This is a genomic window from Streptosporangium sp. NPDC049248, from assembly GCF_040678965.1.
GTDB lineage: Bacteria > Actinomycetota > Actinomycetes > Streptosporangiales > Streptosporangiaceae > Streptosporangium > Streptosporangium fukuiense.
This window is the reverse complement of record NZ_JBFAQY010000011.1, coordinates 203852-222267: the sequence shown is the minus strand read 5'-3', so window position 1 is coordinate 222267 and position 18416 is coordinate 203852. Positions and strand designations below refer to the sequence as shown.

Annotated in this window: 20 protein-coding genes; 4 read left to right on the top strand and 16 right to left on the bottom strand. The window is 68.8% G+C overall.

Features of this window, described 5'->3' with window-relative positions; all coding sequences use genetic code 11:
- Positions 1-60: 60 nt before the first annotated feature.
- Positions 61-1023, top strand: a complete 963-nt coding sequence (locus tag AB0K21_RS22265; protein ID WP_343981471.1) for a radical SAM protein — start codon at positions 61-63, stop codon at positions 1021-1023.
- 142 nt (positions 1024-1165) lie between these two features.
- On the opposite strand, the gene AB0K21_RS22260 is transcribed toward AB0K21_RS22265, so the two are convergent.
- Positions 1166-2353 carry an Ig-like domain-containing protein gene (locus AB0K21_RS22260; protein WP_343981474.1) on the bottom strand — a complete coding sequence of 396 codons (1188 nt, stop codon included), beginning with the start codon at positions 2351-2353 and terminating at the stop codon, positions 1166-1168.
- Between the two features lie 217 nt (positions 2354-2570).
- On the opposite strand from AB0K21_RS22260, the gene AB0K21_RS22255 reads away from it, so the two are divergent.
- Complete coding sequence (locus AB0K21_RS22255) at positions 2571-3284, top strand: winged helix-turn-helix domain-containing protein (RefSeq protein ID WP_364152703.1); 714 nt, start codon at positions 2571-2573, stop codon at positions 3282-3284.
- On the opposite strand, the gene AB0K21_RS22250 is transcribed toward AB0K21_RS22255, so the two are convergent.
- The 11 genes from AB0K21_RS22250 to AB0K21_RS22200 form a co-directional block, all read right to left on the bottom strand.
- Positions 3281-5458, bottom strand: coding sequence for an ATP-dependent RecD-like DNA helicase (locus AB0K21_RS22250; RefSeq protein WP_364152700.1), 2178 nt, complete (start codon positions 5456-5458; stop codon positions 3281-3283). The genes AB0K21_RS22255 and AB0K21_RS22250 overlap by 4 nt on opposite strands.
- Positions 5459-6128: 670 nt before the next feature.
- Positions 6129-6521 carry a DUF3307 domain-containing protein gene (locus AB0K21_RS22245; protein ID WP_364152697.1) on the bottom strand — a complete coding sequence of 131 codons (393 nt, stop codon included), beginning with the start codon at positions 6519-6521 and terminating at the stop codon, positions 6129-6131.
- A 214-nt stretch (positions 6522-6735) separates the two neighbouring features.
- Positions 6736-7107 (bottom strand): hypothetical protein, encoded by a 372-nt coding sequence (locus AB0K21_RS22240; protein ID WP_364152694.1) that lies wholly within the window; start codon positions 7105-7107, stop codon positions 6736-6738.
- A gap of 10 nt (positions 7108-7117) precedes the next feature.
- Positions 7118-8941, bottom strand: a complete 1824-nt coding sequence (locus AB0K21_RS22235; protein ID WP_364152691.1) for a hypothetical protein — start codon at positions 8939-8941, stop codon at positions 7118-7120.
- Positions 8942-9092: 151 nt separating this feature from the next.
- Positions 9093-9908: a hypothetical protein gene (locus tag AB0K21_RS22230; RefSeq protein WP_364152688.1), complete on the bottom strand. Its 816-nt coding sequence runs from the start codon at positions 9906-9908 to the stop codon at positions 9093-9095.
- On the bottom strand, positions 9905-10315 hold the full coding sequence (locus tag AB0K21_RS22225; protein WP_364152685.1) for a hypothetical protein: 411 nt from the start codon (positions 10313-10315) through the stop codon (positions 9905-9907). Before AB0K21_RS22225 ends, AB0K21_RS22230 begins: the two co-directional genes overlap by 4 nt.
- Before the next feature lie 17 nt (positions 10316-10332).
- Positions 10333-10776 (bottom strand): hypothetical protein, encoded by a 444-nt coding sequence (locus AB0K21_RS22220; RefSeq protein WP_364152683.1) that lies wholly within the window; start codon positions 10774-10776, stop codon positions 10333-10335.
- On the bottom strand, positions 10769-11053 hold the full coding sequence (locus tag AB0K21_RS22215; RefSeq protein WP_364152680.1) for a hypothetical protein: 285 nt from the start codon (positions 11051-11053) through the stop codon (positions 10769-10771). Before AB0K21_RS22215 ends, AB0K21_RS22220 begins: the two co-directional genes overlap by 8 nt.
- A gap of 160 nt (positions 11054-11213) precedes the next feature.
- Positions 11214-11657: an SsgA family sporulation/cell division regulator gene (locus AB0K21_RS22210; protein WP_364152677.1), complete on the bottom strand. Its 444-nt coding sequence runs from the start codon at positions 11655-11657 to the stop codon at positions 11214-11216.
- Complete coding sequence (locus AB0K21_RS22205; protein ID WP_364152674.1) at positions 11654-13048, bottom strand: HTH domain-containing protein; 1395 nt, start codon at positions 13046-13048, stop codon at positions 11654-11656. The genes AB0K21_RS22210 and AB0K21_RS22205 overlap by 4 nt, the downstream gene beginning before the upstream one ends.
- Positions 13048-13416: a WhiB family transcriptional regulator gene (locus tag AB0K21_RS22200; protein WP_364152671.1), complete on the bottom strand. Its 369-nt coding sequence runs from the start codon at positions 13414-13416 to the stop codon at positions 13048-13050. Before AB0K21_RS22200 ends, AB0K21_RS22205 begins: the two co-directional genes overlap by 1 nt.
- 253 nt (positions 13417-13669) lie before the next feature.
- On the opposite strand from AB0K21_RS22200, the gene AB0K21_RS22195 reads away from it, so the two are divergent.
- Both AB0K21_RS22195 and AB0K21_RS22190 read left to right on the top strand, forming a co-directional pair.
- Positions 13670-14425: a GntR family transcriptional regulator gene (locus tag AB0K21_RS22195; RefSeq protein WP_364152668.1), complete on the top strand. Its 756-nt coding sequence runs from the start codon at positions 13670-13672 to the stop codon at positions 14423-14425.
- Between the two features lie 74 nt (positions 14426-14499).
- Positions 14500-15192, top strand: coding sequence for a DUF402 domain-containing protein (locus AB0K21_RS22190; protein WP_364152665.1), 693 nt, complete (start codon positions 14500-14502; stop codon positions 15190-15192).
- Positions 15193-15242: 50 nt separating this feature from the next.
- Here AB0K21_RS22190 and AB0K21_RS22185 read toward each other — a convergent pair whose 3' ends face one another.
- From AB0K21_RS22185 to AB0K21_RS22170, 4 genes are read right to left on the bottom strand one after another with little or no spacing between them, the layout of a single operon-like run.
- On the bottom strand, positions 15243-16181 hold the full coding sequence (locus AB0K21_RS22185) for an NAD-dependent epimerase/dehydratase family protein (protein ID WP_364152662.1): 939 nt from the start codon (positions 16179-16181) through the stop codon (positions 15243-15245).
- 46 nt (positions 16182-16227) lie between these two features.
- Positions 16228-17115, bottom strand: a complete 888-nt coding sequence (locus AB0K21_RS22180) for an SUMF1/EgtB/PvdO family nonheme iron enzyme (protein ID WP_364152659.1) — start codon at positions 17113-17115, stop codon at positions 16228-16230.
- Between the two features lies 1 nt (position 17116).
- Positions 17117-17392, bottom strand: a complete 276-nt coding sequence (locus AB0K21_RS22175; protein WP_364152656.1) for a MoaD/ThiS family protein — start codon at positions 17390-17392, stop codon at positions 17117-17119.
- A 5-nt stretch (positions 17393-17397) separates the two neighbouring features.
- On the bottom strand, positions 17398-18333 hold the full coding sequence (locus AB0K21_RS22170; protein WP_364152653.1) for an NAD-dependent epimerase/dehydratase family protein: 936 nt from the start codon (positions 18331-18333) through the stop codon (positions 17398-17400).
- Between the last annotated feature and the right edge of the window lie 83 nt (positions 18334-18416).

Below are 18416 nucleotides of genomic sequence, written 5' to 3'. Positions count from 1 at the left end.
GGCGATGCCGTGTCGGGGTTCACTTGCGGGTGGTGTCGAAAGCGTGTTCCACTGAGCCGTATGCGATGGGACGCGCCTTCCCTGCTCGACGTGCCGCCCGATGCCAGGCCGCGGATCGAGCGCTCCGCGCTGGTCAGGGTGCACGGGGCGCTGACCTGCTACGAGGTGCGGGCGCGCACCGCGCTGGAGCGCACGCCCGAGGGGTGGGGCCTTAGCCCGTACCGGGGGTGTGCCCAGGCATGCCGCTACTGCTCGGTGCGCCGGGGGCATCGCTATCTGGGGCTGGACGTCGGTGGTGACTTCGATTCGCGGATCGTGGTGCGGACCGACATCGTGCGGCGGTTGCGTGCGGAGCTGGCCTCGCGCTGGGACGGCGAGCATGTCACGGTGGGGGTGGGCGGTGACTGCTACCAGGGGGCCGAGGACATCTACCGGTTGATGCCCGGCCTGGTCACCGTGTTGCGCGAGGCCGGGGCGCCGTTCACCGTGCACACCAAGAGCCGGTTGATCCTGCGCGACGCCGACCTGCTGGCCGCCACTCCGGGGGCGGGGGTGGTCGTCTCGGTCGCCTTCGTCGACGACCGGATCCGCCGCAGTGTGGAGCCCGGTGCCCACAGTGCGCAAAAGCGCCTGGAGCTGGTGGCCGAGCTGAACGGGCGGGGGGTGGCGTGCGGGGTGGCGATGGCGCCGATCCTGCCGTTGCTGACCGACTCCCCCGACCAGCTCGCGGCCACCGTGCGCCGGGTCGCCGACGCCGGGGCCGTCAGCCTGGTCCCGCACGTGCTGCGCCTGCCCGCGGGGGCTCGTGAGTGGTATCTGGCCTGGCTGGGTGAGCACCATCCGGCGCTGGTACCTCGCTACGGTGAGCTGTACGCCAAGGGGGCCGATGCCGAGGCCGGCTACGTGCGTCGCGTCACCGATCAGGTCCTGCAGCTGGCCGCCCGCTACGGCATGGGCCGGGTGCGGCCCGAGCAGCCCCTGCCGCTGGCGCTGCCCCGCCGGGCCCAGCTCACCTTGCTCTAGTCTTCGCGGTGCGGGCTTCGACGACGCGCTCGAAGAGTACGTCGTTCTCCCAGAGCGGGTCGTCGGCCGCCGGCGCCACCGTCCGTGTCCGGGGGACGCGGTGGCGCCGGTGCGGGGGTTGGCCGCGCAGTCGGTCGCGGGGTCAGGCCAGGGCGCTGCCCTTCTTCCACTGCGTGTACGGCATCTGCCAGAAGCCCCAGCCGTTGTTCCACTCCATCTTGCGGTCGGTGCCGGTGATGGTGATCACGTCGCCGCGCTGGACCTGGTCGTAGTACCACTTGGCCTGGTCGGGGCGGGAGTTGATGCAGCCGTGGCTGACGTTCTGGCGCCCCTGGGCCCAGACGTTGTTCAGCGCGTGCACGTACTCGCCGCTGTTGGAGAAGCGGACCGCGTGGTTGATCATCAGGTCGTAGTAGCCGGGATCGCCCTTCTTGCGGCCGGGGGAGATCATGCGTTCGGGGTTGGCCTTGCCCATCGCCAGGTGGATGCCGCTGGTGGTGGTGTACTCGCGGGTGCTGGCGTTGCCCGCGCTGATCAGCATGGTCTGCACGACCTTGCCGTCACGCTTGACGATCATCTTGTGCTTGCGGGTGTCGATCGTGGCGATCTGGGCCGCGCCGATGTGGATGACCTTGGTCATGTCCTTGACGCCGTACATGTCCTTGCCGCCCTGGACGCCCTTGAGGCGGGCGGTGAAGGTGACCTTCTGGTGAGGCTGCCAGAATTTCGCGGTGCGGTAGATCACGGTCGTGTCGTTGATCCAGCGCCAGGCTCCCTGGGAGGGTTTCTCCGAGGTGACCTTCAGGGCCTTCTCCACTCCGGCCTTGTTGGCGATCTGCTGGTTGAAGGTGACGATGATCGGTGCGCCCACGCCGACCTTCTCCCCCTTGATCGCCGGGGTCACGTCCGCGACCTCGAGTTCGTGCTCGGGCTTGAGCGTCCGGAAGGAACTGCTGGCGGTCGTGCCGTCCACCGCGCGTGCCGAGACGGTGTAGTCGCTGGCGGGGATCATGGGGGTGGTGGAGGTCCACTTGGTGCGTTCGGCGTCGAAGTCGCCCTCCAGCACCTGGCCGCCGGTTTTGACGGTGACCTCCTCCAGTGCGCCGCTGGAGGCGCTGACGACGACCTTCCTGTTCGGGCGCACGGTCTTGCTGCCCTGGGCGGGGCTGATCTTTATCTCCGGCGCGGCCGGGGTACTGGGCGCCTCGGTGCCCGGCCCGGCCACGGGGGCCTTCGTGTCCGCCCCGGTAGAGCAGGCGGTGGCCAGCACCGCCGCGGTCGCCAGGGCCAGAGCGGCCAGTGGCGTCCTGTGGCGTTCCACGGTCAGCACAATTTCTCTCCCCCACTACAGCAAACTGCCCTTAAAACACTAATAGGAGATGCATGGTGACTGAACATGGTTGCGACCGGTTTGGTAACGTTTCGGTCTCTTCCTAAAGTAGGAAAAATCCTGACCAGGAGTCAGAGGCGGGCGGCACGGCGGGCCCTGATCGGTGAAGGGGGAGGCTTCGGCCGACGCCGAAGCCTCCCGGGCCGATGATGGGCATATGACTTTCGGTCCCCCGGTTCCGCTCGCCGCGCTGGCCGCCCTGCTCGCCGACGACACGCGCGCCAGGTTCTGCCTGGCGCTGCTGGACGGGCGCGCCTGGAGCGCCGGAGAGCTGGCCGCCCACGCCGGCGTGGCGGCCTCGACCGCCAGCGAGCACCTGTCGCGGCTCGTCGGCGGCGGGCTGCTGGCCGAGGAGCGGCAGGGACGCCACCGGTACGTGCGCCTGGCCGGGCCGGACGTGGCCCAGCTCGTCGAGGACCTGGCCGCCCACGCCGGCACCGAGGCGGGTGCGCGGCCGGCCACGCTGCGTGCCGCGAGCGCCACCCGGGCCCTGGCGGCCGGGCGCACCTGCTACGACCACCTGGCCGGGCGGCTCGGGGTGACGATCACCGACGCGCTTCTCGCGCGCCGTCTGCTGCGCCAGGACACCGGTTTCGCGGTCAGTGACGCCGGGCTGTCATGGTTCGCCACCGAGCTGGGGGTCTGTTTGCCGGTCGGCGGGCGCCGCCCGCTGGCCCGGCCCTGCCTGGACTGGACCGAGCGCCGCCACCACCTGGCCGGCACCGCCGGGGCCCTGTTGTGCGCGACCGCGCTGGAGCGTGGCTGGGTCGGCCGGATCGGCTCGGGACGCGCCCTGGCCGTCACCGCCGCGGGGCGGGAGGCCCTGGCCCGCCTGCTGGGCGTCACCGGCCTGGCGGAGACCGCCCTCTAGGATCGGCGCAGGCGGTGGGTGAGGCTGGTGTGGCGGCGTCCGGCGCCGCGGGTGCGCACCGCCTGGGCCAGCGCGCGGCGGGAGCCGACGATGACGACGAGCTTCTTGGCCCGGGTGATCGCGGTGTAGATCAGGTTGCGCTGGAGCATCATCCACGCGCTGGTGGCCAGCGGGATCACCACCGCCGGGTACTCGCTGCCCTGGGAGCGGTGGATCGACACCGCGTAGGCGTGGGCCAGCTCGTCCAGCTCGTCGAAGGCGTACTCGACGTTCTCCTCCTCGTCGGTCAGCACGGTCAGCTTGTGCTCGTCGGGTTTGATGTCGACGACCAGGCCCACGGTGCCGTTGAACACCCCGGCGGCGCCCTTTTCGTAGTTGTTGCGCAGCTGGGTGACCTTGTCGCCGACCCGGAAGACCCGCCCGCCGTAGCGGCGCTCGGGCATGCCCTCGCGCGAGGGGGTCAGCGCCTCCTGCAGCGCGTGGTTGAGGTTGCCCGCCCCGGCCGCGCCCCGGTGCATCGGGGCCAGCACCTGCACGTCGCGGCGCGGGTTGAGGCCGAACCTGCGCGGGATGCGGTTGGCGACCACGTCCACGGTCAGCGCCGCGATCTCCTCGGGTTCCTCGCACGGGAACAGGAAGAAGTCGCTCATGCCCTCCAGGGCCGGGTGCAGGCCGGTGTTGACCCGGTGGGCGTTGACGACGACCCCCGACTCCTGGGCCTGGCGGAAGATGTGGGTCAGCCGTACCCGGGGGATCTCCTCCTCGGCGGCCAGCAGATCGCGCAGCACCTCGCCGGCGCCGACCGAGGGCAGCTGGTCGACGTCGCCCACGAAAAGCAGGTGCGTGCCCGGGGCGATGGCCTTGACCAGCTTGTTGGCCAGCAGCAGGTCCAGCATCGAGGCCTCGTCGATCACGACCAGGTCGGCGTCCAGAGGGTTGTCGCGATCGAAGGTGGCGTCCCCGCCGGGGCGTAGCTGCAGCAGCCGGTGCACGGTGGTGGCCTCATGACCGGTCAGCTCCGCCAGGCGCTTGGCCGCCCTGCCGGTGGGGGCGGCCAGGATCACCTTGGCCTTCTTGGCCCGGGCCAGGGTGACGATGGAACGCACGGTGAAACTCTTGCCGCAGCCCGGGCCTCCGGTCAGCACCGCGACCTTCTGCGTCAGCGCCAGCCGCACCGAGTGGGCCTGTTCCTCGGCCAGGTCGGCGCCGGTCTGGGTGCGCAGCCATTTGAGCGCGAGGTCCCAGTCGACGGAGCCGAAGACCCCCAGCCGGTCGTGTTCGCAGGCCAGCAGGGTGCGCAGGGCGCCTGCCAGGGACAGTTCGGCGCGGTGGAAGGGCACCAGGTAGACGGCGGGGACGGTGCCGTCGCCGACCGGGATGTCCTCGGCGACCACGCCTTCTTCGGCGATGAGTTCCTGCAGGCAGCGCGTGGTCAGCTCGGCGGCGACCTCCAGGATCTTCACCGCGTCGGCGACGAGGTTGGGCGCCGGAAGGTAGCAGTGGCCGTCGTCGGCGGCCTGGGAAAGGGTGTAGCGCAGGCCCGCCTTGACGCGTTCGGGGCTGTCGTGAGGGATGCCCACGGCCTGGGCGATGGTGTCGGCGGTCTTGAAACCGATGCCCCACACGTCGTCGGCCAGCCGGTAGGGCTCGCTTTTGACGACGGTGATGGAGTTGTCGCCGTACTGCTTGAAGATGCGGACCGCGATCGAGGTGGACACTCCGACCCCCTGCAGGAAGATCATCACCTCTTTGATGATCTTCTGTTCCTCCCAGGCGACGCCGATCATCTTGGTCCGCTTGGGGCCGAGGCCGGGGACCTCGACGAGCCGCTCGGGGGTGGTCTCGATGACCTCCAGGGTCTCGACGCCGAAGTGCTCGACGATCCGGTCGGCCATCCTCGGCCCGATGCCCTTGATCAGCCCGGAGCCCAGGTAGCGGCGGATGCCCTGCACGGTGGCGGGCAGCACGGTGGCATACGACCACACCTCGAACTGCTTGCCGTACTTGGGGTGGGAGGTCCAGCGCCCGGTCAGCCGCAGTGACTCGCCGGGCTGGGCTCCCAGCAGCGGCCCGACCACGGTCAGCAGGTCGCCGGAGCGGTCTGTGGCCACCCTGGCGATGGTGTAGCCGCTCTCCTCGTTGGCGTAGGTGATGCGTTCAAGGACGCACGACAAATTCGTAACAAGTTTTTCTGGGCCCCCCGGAGGGACCTCACGCACCGAACCCACCCGAGGAGTCTAGGACCTTCGCTCTATCATCGACTCATGACCACCGCTCCCCTCCTCTCTTCCGTAGCGGGCATCACGCGAGCTGAATCGCTAGCATCAGCGGGTCGCCTCCTCGCCCTCGCCAGAGCCGAACGCGACTCCCTGAGCCCCCGCACAGCAGCCGAACGCGCCCACCGGCCTGGCGGCCTCTCCGTCGACGACCTCGAAATCATGATCGTCGCCCAGCGTAGGCGCGCGAAAGTTGCCGCCTGACGCTAGCAATCATGCTGGCGTCACTACCCAAGCCGCCGCTTCCGGTCCTTCTGCTCCTGCACTGTCCGCTTCGCCTCAGCCTGACGTTGGGGCGAAGCTCTTTTTTTCCCCTCCGAGATATGCCGTGCGTCTGTCGTCCATGAATCCGCCAGCGACGCGTAGGCGTTGTACGGCCTCCACCACGGGCACCCCTTGCAGTAGCACCGCGCCGGAGCGCAGTACCGGCCCGCGCCAGGCTCCGCCCCCCCAGCTATCGCGGCCGGGGTGTGCTCCGCGCAGCGCCACCCCTGCGAGAACAACCTCGCAGGGGTGGCGCCACACCGACGCTCCTCTGCGCCGATCCAGTGGAAGCAGAGCTTCACTATCACCCCAGCCAGGTCAGCGCGGCCGCGTTGATGGCCAGGTGGATGGTGTTATCGACCACGATGAGCAGAGCCGTCGCCAGCCCGCCCGGCACCTCGGCCGCGAAACCCTGATTGCCGGAGGCGTTCTTCCGGGGGGTTCGGAAGGCGCGGGGAGCGATGAGGTTCTTCGCCCAGATCACGTACTTCGCGGCGCGATAGTGGTCCAGGACGATGTGTGTCCCGCCGATGACCAGCAGCGCCCACGGCGACCGCGTGATCAGCAGAAACGGCAGTGAATACGTCAGGCCGTGCGCGATGGCTGGCCACCACTTCTTGACCTTCTCCGTCGCCATCCAGTGCGACTGGAGCACGTAGTCGCCCACCAGGTGAGCGATGAACGCTTCAGCCAGCATCACGCCACCGCCAAGCCGAGAACGGCCAGGGTGACCGCGAAACGCATACCGCGACTGGTTACGCTCATGCCTTCCTCCTTGGGTTGTTGGGAGATTACGCCAGCGAAACTGCTAGCGGTTATGGCAGTCGTGTCCGCACCACTCGTCCTGACAGCCGGAGCAGCGCTCCTCAGTGCATGGCACTGACAGCACCTCCTCCGCAGGCACCGACTCGTCATACTCCAGCCTCTTGGTGATCATCCTGATCGGTCCTCTCGGTTGGGTTGGTTGGAACGATGGGCAAAGGAAGCATTCGTAAGGCGACGACAGTCGACGCGAGCAGCACTAGGCCGCCGACCTCGCCCCACGTGAACATCGCGAACAGCCCCGTATGGAACAACACCAAGACCGCCCCGACCGGACGGCCGACCAGTACCACCACCGCCACAGCCACCACGACAACGACCGGCGCCACCAGCCCCGACCCCGGCGACGGGCGGCACACCGTAGCCGTCACCAGCACGGCCGCCAGCCACAGCGTCGGAACCACCGCCCACCACATCTCACGGATGGCCCGCCGGGCTGCGTGAGTCGAAACGGTCGTCATCGAATCCCCTCTAAGCGTTGATCAGGTGGAAGATGTCATTCTTCTGCCGAACGACCCCCGCCTTCGTGAGCGCCCGCGCGGCCGCGGGGATCTCGCCGAGCTTCACCCCGGTCAGCTGCCTGCTCACGGCCTGACACAGCGTGCCGAGATCCTTCGGCCCGGCCTTCAGCATCTGCTCGACAGCCGCCTCCACATCCGCTGACGTCCAGTCGCCGCCCAGCGACGCCGGCCGCTGCGTCGTCTCGACCTGGCGGCCACGACGGCGCAGCTCCTGGTATTCCTCGCGGAAGCCGAGCGTCATCTCATCGATCACACCCACCGCCGGACGATTGGCGACCTCGTACAGGTCGCGGAACGTCAACGACCGCCACTTCGCGCCAGGCCGGGCATCGACGCCCTTGATGTAGCCCAGACCGTGCGTTTTGTTCGTGGTGCCCTGGAAGAACTCCGGCAGCTTCGACGGATCCGCCTTTAGGCCGACCATGCCGTGATCCACCGACGAGCCGGTGCGGAACGCCGCGACGCTGCCACCCGACACGAGGTTCGACCGCAACGCGTTCGACGCCTTCGTGCCGCCGAACTCCTCCAGGCCGAGGTTCTGCAGGAACACATCCACCGCGCCGCCCGGCTTACGCCACGTCTTCACGGCGTTCGCCAGGACATCGGTGGCCTGCTTGCCGTAGTCGGGGTGCTTGACCAGCATCGGCAGCTCCTCGATCGCGAAATACAGCAGGCTCATCCCGCCAAGGTCGGGGTCGCCGGGGATGAGGAACGGCTTGCCGGTGCGCTCACGGCCCTTGTCGTCGACCCACTTGGCGTGCGCGATGTAGTGCGCGCGGCGGCCCATCACATAGTCGTACGCCTGGATCTCCTCCCACACCGCGTCCACGCCCTCGCGGGTAACGTGCGTGAGGCCGTTCCACTCGGGCTGCGATGACCCGTCCTGGTTGTCGAGCAGGATCACCCCCACGTGCTCGGTCTGATGCGCCACAGCGATCTTCAACGCGCCGAACGCGGACTTCCCGGCGCCGGTGCCCCCGGCGTTGATGCCCATCTGCGCGCCGCCCGTCGTCGTCCAAAACGACCAGTGGACCGGCTTGACGTCGAAGAACGTGCCGCACCGGAACAAGCCGGTCTCCCAGTCGACGGCAGGCATCTCGTCCTCGAAATACCTCGCCTCCATCAGGTTGTCGCCCCGGTCGATGATCGTCAGCCGGGCACCGGAGTAGTCGCCGTCGCGGGCATCCTCCACGGCGATCTGGTCCAAGGCTTTCTTCCGCCCCGACGCGATGACGCCCCTCTGCTGCATCAGCAGATGCGTCTGCGTCTTGCCCGGCACGCCCACGATGTCAGCAGCGAACCCGGACGGCACCGGCTCGACCGCCCCCAGCCGGGTCCCGCTGTAGGCGGCGTGGTTCGGCTCGACGGTCGCCGCCCACCACTGCTGTACCTCTTCGGCCAGCGTCTCTTCCACGGGCGTGTCATCTTCCACAGGCTTCTCCTCGGGTTGGTCAACCGGCCCCTGGGTGAGAGCCGGTGCAGACTTGTCGGTGCGGTGCATCGCCACCCACCGCGCCCACCAGTACGGCATCGAGCAGGCCAGGCCCGGCACCCACAGCAGCAGCGCGGGCCAGCCGTACGGCCCGGCCACCGTGGTCAGCAGCAGCCACACCGTCCCGGCCGCCAGCGGGATCAGTGGCGCCTTCTGCCCGCGACGAGTGCAGCGCACCAGCACCACGGCGAACACCGCGGCGGCCAGGACGACGGCGAGCTTCCAGCCCAGCCAGGCGTGGCAGGCCACGGCGGCGAGCTGCGCGGCGGCCAGCCACACCACCGGCCAGACGAACGCGACCTTGGCCTGCTCGTGGTGCCTGGCGCGTCGCCAGACGCGGCGCGTGACACTCGGGATCGGGCGAGGGGCGGTGGCGGGGCCGGTGGTGTGGCTGGCCATGAGGGGACTCCTTCGGTCAGGGCCGGTCGAGGGGTTAGCTGGAGGCGACGGCGGCCGCGCGGTCCGCGAGCTGCTGGGCGACGTTCTGCGCCTGGACGAGCAGGTCCTGCAGGGTGGCGGTGTCGCCGATCAGGTCGGAGTGGTCGGCCAGGACGTCGCTCATCGATCCGGCGAGCGACTGGGAGGAGTTGATGAGGTCCTGCAGCTCGGCCGCCATGTCGGCGTGAGCCTGGGAGTAGCTGGTCAGGCCGCTGGCCTCGCTCTGAGCCATGGTGGTACTTCCTTCCGTGGTGGTGTCCGGCGTCGCGCCGGGGTCGGGGGTGGTGCTGGGGGGTTGAGGGGCGGCCGGGTCCTGCTCGGGTTCGGCCTGCTCTGATGCTTGCGGTTGCGCTGGCGTCTCGGGCTGGCCGGGCGCGGGGTCGGCCGGGGCGGGCTTCTCCGGAGAAGCGGGGGTGACCTCCACTGCCTCAACCTCGACGGCGTCCCGGTACGACTGGTACTCGCGGCGGGCGCCGCGCGTAGCCTCCCGCGCCACGCGACCGGCCGCGCCGATCGTCACGGCCGCCCCGTACACGGCGCCGCCAGCGGTGACGAGCGTCACGCCGAGGGTTTCCAGGACGAACGACAGGACGCGGGCACGGCGGGTGCCGCGCTTACGGAGCTTCTTCTGTGCCCGGTCGTAGACAGTGCGGGTCCGGGCGTACCCGGCGCGGAACTCCTGCCGGGTCTGCCGGGCGCCGGCCTTCCACGCGCCCCGGGCGGCGGCGCGGTAGACCGGCCGCCGCCGCACCGTGATGGTCGCGCCCGTGATGAGACCGGCGAGGACCAGGGCGAAGATGACGGCGCTCATTGGATCTTCGCCTTGATCGTGTCAGTGGTGCCGTTGAACTGCTCGTTGATGTACTTCATGGTCTCGTCGCCGGTCATCAGCACGGCGACGAGCAGGCAGGCCAGCAGGAACATGCTCCACTGCTCGGGGTCGTCCATCTTGCCGTCCCACATTCCGATCGCGACGACGAAGGCCGCGACCACGAGGCCGAGCAGCGCGACAACGCCGACCGCCACCTTGGGCAGGCCGAACCCGGTGAGCAGGTCGACCAGCCACACAGTCAGCGGGATCAGGCCGAGCCCGGCGACCAGCTTGAGCCCGCCCGCGACGAACCCGGGCCACTTCTTCTTGGTCTTCTTCTTGCTGAGCAGCAGGGCGGGCGTCAGGAACAGCGCCACGAGCACCAGGCCGCCGAGGATTTCCAACATGAGGGGATGACCTTTCTTCAGGCGAGGATGAAACCGACCAGGACGACCACGCCCGCTATCAGCGCGGTTGCGGCCAGCAGGCTCGGGTAGCGAATGATCAGGAACAGGGTTTGACCGACGACGTTGACCGTGATCACGGGGATGCCGTACAGGGCGTAGGGCACCCGCAGAATCAGCGCTTCTCGGATGTAGGGCGGCGGTTCGATCAGGTACTGGCGGACCAGCGTCAGGATCGACGCGGGCTGCTTGGCCAGCAGCGTCTCGCCCACCACGGCGTCGCTGAATCCCTGCTTGACGCGGGGCACCAGCTCACGCCGGGCCAGGACGACGAGCTGCATGCCGGGTGACACCTGATCGGCGGGTACCTCGGCGGGCGGCTCAGCCGGTGGGTTCTCTCCGCCGAACTGGCCGACGACGACGTTGTCCGCCTCGTCGTCCTGGGGCAGTGCGATCTCATACACGGCTACGGCCTCCCTTCTGCGCGTTCAGGTAGTCGAGGTGCTTTTTGTTGAGGTCGGCGGCGACGGCCCCCATCTGCTCGGCCAGGTGCAGGCCGTCCGCATGGGCTTTCGCCGGGTCACGTTTGGCGAGGTACTTCAGCTCGGAGGCGACCCAGCACGCGGCCCACCACATGCGGCGCACGCCGTTGCGCTCGCTGTTGATCCGGTCAGTGTGGAAGACCTTCCGCTCCTCCGGGCCGGTCTTCCGCTCCTCCGGGCCGGTGCGTTCCCTCGCCACCCGAAAACTCCTTCTAGTTACTGGCTGTGATGTTTGGTAGGCTGCGCCTCGCGCGGGCGCATGCGCGGGCGTGCGCGCTGCGCAGCGCGGGCGCGCGTTGGGCCGTCCGCAGTGGCCCTGGTCAGGGCCGTGTGGGTGACGGACCACCCCGGCAGCCAAGTCACGGAACGTCACCTTCCGGGGCTTCCTCGAACAGAACCTCGATCTCGGCGTCCCAGTCGATCCGGGACTCTTCGGCGCCGGGCGGGACGAGTTTGAACGTCTCCTCCAAGTAGGCGCGGACGTTGTCGGTCGGTACGCGGAACGTCAGCGGGTCCTCGGGGTTCCATCGCAGCGTCCACAGCGTCCACATCGGGCCTCCGGACGGTTGAACCTTCAGGTCCTCACAGGCGGCCGGCTGCTCCAGGCCCTGCAAGAGGACGTCGCGGGGCACGTCCAGGGAGACGACGCCGCCGCTGACGTGGATCCGCACGAACCACGGGTCGGCCGGGTTGTAGTGCAGCCACGCGGTGAAGGAGGTGACGTCGGTGTCGGCCTGCCAGATCGGCGTGCACATGCTGAGCTGGGCGAGGTTCATGTCGTGTCCTTCGCGGTGTCGTGTCATGTCGTGTCCGGCGCGGCGCCGCCTGTCGTGTCGTCTGCCGCCTGTCGTGTCGTGTCACCGGGCGACAGGAGCCCTTCCTTCTTGGCGCGCTCGATGTCGCGCTGCACCGTCCGCATGGACACGCCAAGCTGCCTGGCGATGTCGCCCTGCTGCGGTGTCGGCTGTCGCGTCAGCAACCGCGCCACCTTCGCGACACGCTGGGCGTTGTCGCCTCCGGTGTCGCCCTGTCGTGTCCGGGCTGTCGTGCTGTCGTGTCGCCTCCGGGTGGCGGCGACAGTGCGGCGCGGCGGGCGCGGCTGTCGCCCCCGCTTGTCGCCTCCGGATGTCGTGTCGCCTGTCGTGTCCGATGTCGTGTCCGAAGGCGACACTGGAGGTGTCGTGTCACCCCGCCCCGCACCATTCACGTCAGCTGAACCGATAGCAGGAAGCGGAGCGAAAACCGGACTGCGGCCGTTGGCGAAGTTCTCCAAGACCGCCACCGCGGCCGCACCCGCACGGTCGCGCTCGGCCCGCGCAGCCGCGTCGTCGACGAGCTGCTGCCAGAACGAGCGCGGCTGCAGCTCGGTCAGTGCGGACGTGTTGTAGAGCGCGCCGATCTGGGCAAGCATCCGCTGCTGCATCGCCAGGTCCTGCACCAGGCCGGTGTGTTCGACCGCGCGGTCCATCGCCTTGTCGAGCTTGGTCAGCGCGCCGCGCTGCTTGCGGTCGGAGGCGCCGGCCTCGCGCAGCGCCCTCGCCCGCTTCGCCGCCAACGCGACCCGGGTGAGACGACGGTGGGCGTCGACCTCGGACGCGGTACGGGTAGAGGACTCGGCCAGGCCGACCCGGACCAGCACCCGCTCAGGGGTGAGACGCCAGTTGATCCGGGTGCGGCCCGTGAGCCGCTGCCGCTCAATCGACATGCCGCGCTCCCACAGCCACGCCGCGACCAGCGGAGCAGCCATGCGGAAGATCGCTTCGGCGAAGCTGCGCGCGTCCATCGCCGACAGCGCCGCCGACAGGCCGGTCAGCGCCCACACGGCCAGGCCGTCAACACCGGCCTTGTGGTTCTCCCTCATGTTCCGGCGAGCCCGCACAGCGCTGGTCACCATGGCGACCTCGACGAACGCGAACAGGCCGACCTGCAACAGCCCGTCGAAGCCGAGCACGTCACCGGAGAACCGCCACATGCCCTGCGCCGAGACGCCCGTCGCGATGCTCGCGGCCACGATGGTGAGGATGTCCTCGGCGGGCCGGGGGGCGATCCAGCGGCGCGCCACGCGGACGATCCCGCCCAGGAGCTTGCGGCCGACGAGGTAGGTCAAGCCCAGCACCAGCACCGCGACGCCGGCGATGACGGCCGAGCTGATCGGGTTGTCGGTGACGTACTCGAACACGGGGGTGATGTTCATCAGGCGGCGGTTTCCTCGTTCTCGCTAGCAGATTCGCTAGCGTCATTGCGGATCATGTCGGCGCGGACCCAGGGCGCAAGTCCGGCCCGGATGCCGTGCGGCTTGAGTTTCTTCGACGCCAGGTCGGCTTCCTCAGCTAGCGCCGCCTCCTGGCATTCGGCGCGAACCGGGCAGCCGAAGCAGCGGGCGGCGGCGGCCTGCTCGTAGGCGCGTCGCTTGGTGGCGGCGTTGCCGCCCGGCTCCTTTTCGGGGAACCAGTGGCCCGGGTCGGCTCCGGGGCGGGTACACAGGCCCTTCTCGGTGATCTGGTCAGCGAGGAAGCGGAGACGCGGGGCAAGGCTCCGCCTGAGACGGTTCTTTCGTGTCATACTCTCCATCGCGGGCCTTTCATGGTCGGTCTCCTCACTGATTGGGTTGGTTGGGAGTCGGCGGCCTCCGGTGCGGGTTGGGTACCCACAGCAGTCCGGGGGTCGCTTTTTTTCATACCCAGCTACGATCAGTTGTTTAAATAACTGGCCTACTTGGGAGCAGCATGCAACAGATCACGAGCACTTGTCAATCGCACTTATGAGAGCATGCGATCACAAGACGACAAGCGACAGGAGGAGCGACGTGGCCCCCGTGCGCTACCGCCAAATCGCGGACGAGCTCCGCGACCTCATCGCGACCGGCGCCTACCCACCCGGCTCCACCCTCCCGAGCCAGGCCGAACTGCTGGCCACGTTTAACACGTCGACCGCCACCCTGGCCTCCGCCACCCGAATCCTCTCCGACGAGGGATTGATCAGCCGCAACGTCGTCCGAGGACGCCTAGTCGTCCAAGACCTGCGGCCCGTCTACGTCGACCTCGCCTTGGCCATCCCACCCGGCAACGGCCAAGGCCCGTGGCAGACCGCATGCCAACGCGCCGGGCGCACTGGCACCATGCACGCGACCTCCGTCACCCGCGTCCCCGCAGACCGCGACGTCGCCCAAGCCCTGCAGATCAGCATCGGCACGACCGTCGTCCGCCGTGACCGGCGCGCGGCCCTGGACGACCAGGACGTCATGCTCGACACCGCGTACTACCCGCTCGCCGTGGTGGAGGACACCCCCGTGGCCGGCACTAGTACGGTCGTCGGCGGCGTCTGGGCTGCGCTCATCGCCGCGGGCATTCTCGATCCTGTGACGGCGCGGGTCCGGGAACTCATCGGCTCCCGGACGGCAACGAAAGACGAGGTGGAGGCGCTGCGGCTACGGGCAGGGGCGTCGGTCCTGACCGCCGAGCGAGTCACCCGCGATGGCGAGGCCCGGCCAGTCGAGCTGCTGCACCGGGTGGCGAACGAGCGGCGGGTGCGGTTCAAGGCGGACAACATGCCCCTCACCCAACTCCCCTAAGAACTGGACAGTACGGCTCGCGCGCCGCGAGCCGTACTGGACGTATTGCCTGCTCAGCGTGCGATCATGCGCCCATGACGATCTTCGCAGCAGACCGGTTTCCTACTGGCACCACCGCGATCCGGCGCGACACCTACGCCGGCAGAGTGTTGACGGCCATGCCCCACCGGGTCATCCATGACACTGGCGGCGAAATCGCCTTGGCCTGCTGGCCAGGCGTTCAAAGTCTCGTTCCAACCACATGGATCGACTGGCTGCAAACCGGTAACCCCGCATCACGTGATGCAGCGCTACGCGCCTACGCCGCGCGGCAGTGGGAGTTGGGCCGCTGGACATGGCGAGACACCATCTGGCTTTCGATCACCACCCAGGGCGCGTTCTTCAGCGTCAACCTGTACTTCAACGCAGAGCATCACAGCCTGGACCGCTGGTACGTCAATTTTCAACGCCCCTGCCAGCGCACCACCGAGGGAATCGACACTTTCGACCTGGCCCTCGATCTGGTCGTGGAACCCGACCTATCGCGGTGGACCTGGAAAGATCAGGGCGAATACGACCAGAGCCGGAGAATGGGCATCATCACCGACGCCGAGCACCGCGGCGTGCAGGCCGCCCGCGCCGAGGTGGTAGCGATGATCGAGAGCCGCCACGGAGTGTTCGGGGCCAACTGGCCTGAGTGGCGAGCGGATCCCTCCTGGCCGGTCCCGATTCTTCCCGCTGAGGCGATGGGGCAATCGTGTATGGTTTCGGCCGCATCCGGGGCATAGCAAAGGCCCCCGGCACTCCAGCCGGGGGCCTTCGCTCTGGAAACGCTGGGCTACCGGCGTGCTCGATCGCACTGCCCGTCGGCAACCCATGCGTACACGCGAGGAATGCCTTCGTCGATCGGCACGGTGGCTTTCCAGCCGAGATCCCGCTCGGCGGCCGCGACATCCAGGACGCTGCGCTGCAGCTCCCCGGCCCGCGAGGCAGCGAAGACGGGCTCGATGTCGCGGCCAGCGCTCCGGCAGACGTGCTCGACCAGCTGCAGGACACTCGTCTCGCGGCCGGTGCCGATGTTCCACACCCCGCCACGAGCGTGGTCCCCCGCGGCGAGGAAAGCAGCGACCGCGTCGGCCACGTACACGTAGTCGCGGGTCGCCTTGCCGTCGCCGAAGATAGTGGGTCGCTCATCAGCGAAGATGCGTCCGCAGAAGATCCCGATGACTCCGGCCTCGCCCGCAGGGTCCTGGCGGGGACCGTAGATGTTACCCATCCGCAGCGCGGCATGCTGGGTGCCGTGCAGACGGTTGAACAGGGCGAGGTACTGCTCAGCGCAGTACTTCGCCGTCCCGTAGGGAGCCTCGGGCTCCGGAAGGGTCTGCTCAGGCGAGGGCAGAGGGGCGTTCTGCCCGTACAGGGCACCCCCGGTGGAGGCGTACACCAGCCGGGCGCCGACCGTACGCGCGGCCTCCAGCAGGTTGATGGTGCCGCTGATGTTCACGGCGGCGTCGTGGGCCGGATCGGCGACCGACGTCCGCACGTCGATCTGCGCGGCCAGGTGGAAGATCACCTCAGGGTGGGTGTCAGCGACCACGGACGTGATCGCGTCGGCGTTGGTGATGTCCATCGTCCGCAGGTCGACGTCTGCGGGCAGACGAGCGGTGCGGCCTCGGGACAGGTTGTCTACGACGGTGACCGTGTCGCCGCGATCGAGGAGGGCGTCGACGATATGGGAGCCGATGAATCCGGCACCGCCAGTGACGATTGCATGCATGGTTGGCAGCCTAGGGGTGATCGGAGGGGAAGCCGGGGGAATCACATCAGATGGTGAGGTCGGCGGCGCAGCGGAACCCGCCCGCCCACGTGCTGTAGGCGGCATCGCCCGCGATGCGTTCGGTGGTTCGCACCTGGAACTGCAAGTGCATCCATCCGCCTCCACGGACGGTTACAGAGCGTCCGTGAGCGTGGTGCAGGATCGGGTCCACGTCCACGGCCACGTCGTACGGTTGGTAGGTGCTAGCGGTCCACTCGGCGACGTTTCCGGCCATGTCGGCGAGCCCGAAGGGCGAGTCGCCACGGGGTGAGAAGGCACCGACCGGAGTAGTGCCAGGTTGCTCACCGTGGCGGTCACGGTAGTCCTTCCACCACCGCCGCCAGTCGTCCAAGTCGGCGATCGGCCGGCCAGCCCAGTGCTCGGCACAGTTGACGCGTAAGGCGTCGAACGTCTCTCCCCAGGGCCAGGGCCGCCAGTGAGGACCGTGCGCCGCGTACTCCCATTCGATCTCGGTGGGCAGGCGTTTGCCCGCCCACGCGCAGTACGCCTCAGCGTCGCGGCGCACGATGTGGACCACCGGGTGCTGCCAGCGGCCAGCGAGGTTGCTAGCGTGACCGGTCGGGTGGCGCCAGCTCGCACCGGGACGCTCCTCCCAGTAGTTGGCGCCGTAAACCAGGCCGAAACCCCGCTCCTCGGCTGCGGTGACGTACCCGCTGACTTCGACGAACTGCGCGAAGAGCCGGTTGGTGACGGGGTGGCGATCCAGGAAGAACGGCTGCACCTGCCGCAGATGCTGGGGGGTTTCGTCGGCGAACCACTGGCGCGGATACGCCTGCGCTCCGACGAGCCAGTCCAGATGTTCCGGTGGCGCTCCAATGAGCACCTGCCCGCCGGGGATGGCCACCATGCCCGGCGGGGGGTTGTAGGACGTCATGTCAGCCCCCTGCCATCGCGGGTAGAAACAGGATCTCGCTGTCGGGCAGCACCAGGGCGTTCAGGCCGCCCAGGTCGCGGATGTCGTGCCCGTCGACGTAGACGTTGATCCAGCTCGCCAACCGGTCCGGTCCGCTGAGGACTCGCGGGCCGAACTCGGGGTAGGTTTCCACGAGCCAGGTAACGGCTTCGCCTACTGTCGTTGCGTCGCACCGCAGAGCTTCGGGTTCGATTCCGGCGGCGGTGCGCCAGCCGGCCGGGATCACAACCATGGGCATGCCGGTCAGCCGATGTACGTGGTGCGGGCCCAGGCAACGGTGCGCTCGATGCCCTCCGACAACGACACCTGCGGCTCCCAGCCCAGGAGCTCGTGGGCGCGGGTGATATCCAGGCAGCGTCGAGCGGACTCCTGGTCGCGTCCGGCGGTGACCTCGATGGCGCTGGTGCCGACCGCCTTGACGATCAGCTCGGCGAGTTCGCGGATGCTGACCTCTTCGGACGAGCTGAGGTTGATGGGGCCGATCACAGGGGAGTCGAGCATCGCGACCAGCCCGGCGACGAAGTCATCGACGTAGCAGAACGTCCGAGTCTGGGTGCCGCCGCCCTGCAGCGTCAGCGTCTGCCCGAGCATGGCCTTGGCGATGAAGTTCGCGACCACCCCCGGGTGGGTGGAGCTCATGCCGGGGCCGTAGATGTTGGCGGGGCGAACTACTCCGACGTTCAGCCCGTACTGGCTCAGGTAAGCGGCCACGGCGGCTTCAGCGAACCGTTTGCCCTCGGTGTAGGGCGAAAGCGGCCCGCCAGGGTCGACGTTGCCCCGGTAGGTCTCTCGCTGCGGGTGCTCCAGCGGGTCGCCGTAGACGTCTCCAGTGGACACCAGCACGAATCGTGCACCGTGGCGCTTGGCCACCTCCAGCGCGTTGATCGTGCCCGCCGAGTTGGCGCGGAGCGTATCGATGGGGCGCCGCTGGATCGCGGCCAGCCCGTTGGGTGTCGCCATGTGCACGACGGCGTCCACGTAGTCGGACACGATGAACGGCTCGGTGACGTCGTGGCGCAGCAGCACGAACCTGTCGACCATGCGCAGGTCGTCGACCGCGGGCAGGTGGCCAGCCGACAGGTTGTCGAGCGCGGTGACGCGGTCACCGCGTTCGAGTAGCGTCTCGCACAGGCGGGACCCGATGAATCCTGCTCCGCCGGTAACCAGGACATGCCTCATGACATTTCCTCCCTTGATGGACCTGGGCTGAGATGGGCGGCGCCCCGTCTGAGGACCAGAGGCGGGGCGCCGCCACGACCGCT

Coding starts and splice junctions, on each gene's coding strand:
- AB0K21_RS22265 (WP_343981471.1), top strand. CDS start 61: ATGCGATGGGACGCGCCTTCCCTGCTCGACGTGCCGCCCGATGCCAGG.
- AB0K21_RS22170 (WP_364152653.1), bottom strand. CDS start 18,333: ATGAGGCATGTCCTGGTTACCGGCGGAGCAGGATTCATCGGGTCCCGC.
- AB0K21_RS22180 (WP_364152659.1), bottom strand. CDS start 17,115: ATGACGTCCTACAACCCCCCGCCGGGCATGGTGGCCATCCCCGGCGGG.
- AB0K21_RS22190 (WP_364152665.1), top strand. CDS start 14,500: ATGACGATCTTCGCAGCAGACCGGTTTCCTACTGGCACCACCGCGATC.
- AB0K21_RS22210 (WP_364152677.1), bottom strand. CDS start 11,657: ATGACACGACACCGCGAAGGACACGACATGAACCTCGCCCAGCTCAGC.
- AB0K21_RS22245 (WP_364152697.1), bottom strand. CDS start 6,521: ATGCTGGCTGAAGCGTTCATCGCTCACCTGGTGGGCGACTACGTGCTC.
- AB0K21_RS22175 (WP_364152656.1), bottom strand. CDS start 17,392: ATGCCCATGGTTGTGATCCCGGCCGGCTGGCGCACCGCCGCCGGAATC.
- AB0K21_RS22225 (WP_364152685.1), bottom strand. CDS start 10,315: ATGTTGGAAATCCTCGGCGGCCTGGTGCTCGTGGCGCTGTTCCTGACG.
- AB0K21_RS22200 (WP_364152671.1), bottom strand. CDS start 13,416: ATGACACGAAAGAACCGTCTCAGGCGGAGCCTTGCCCCGCGTCTCCGC.
- AB0K21_RS22240 (WP_364152694.1), bottom strand. CDS start 7,107: ATGACGACCGTTTCGACTCACGCAGCCCGGCGGGCCATCCGTGAGATG.
- AB0K21_RS22205 (WP_364152674.1), bottom strand. CDS start 13,048: ATGAACATCACCCCCGTGTTCGAGTACGTCACCGACAACCCGATCAGC.
- AB0K21_RS22230 (WP_364152688.1), bottom strand. CDS start 9,908: ATGAGCGCCGTCATCTTCGCCCTGGTCCTCGCCGGTCTCATCACGGGC.
- AB0K21_RS22185 (WP_364152662.1), bottom strand. CDS start 16,181: ATGCATGCAATCGTCACTGGCGGTGCCGGATTCATCGGCTCCCATATC.
- AB0K21_RS22255 (WP_364152703.1), top strand. CDS start 2,571: ATGACTTTCGGTCCCCCGGTTCCGCTCGCCGCGCTGGCCGCCCTGCTC.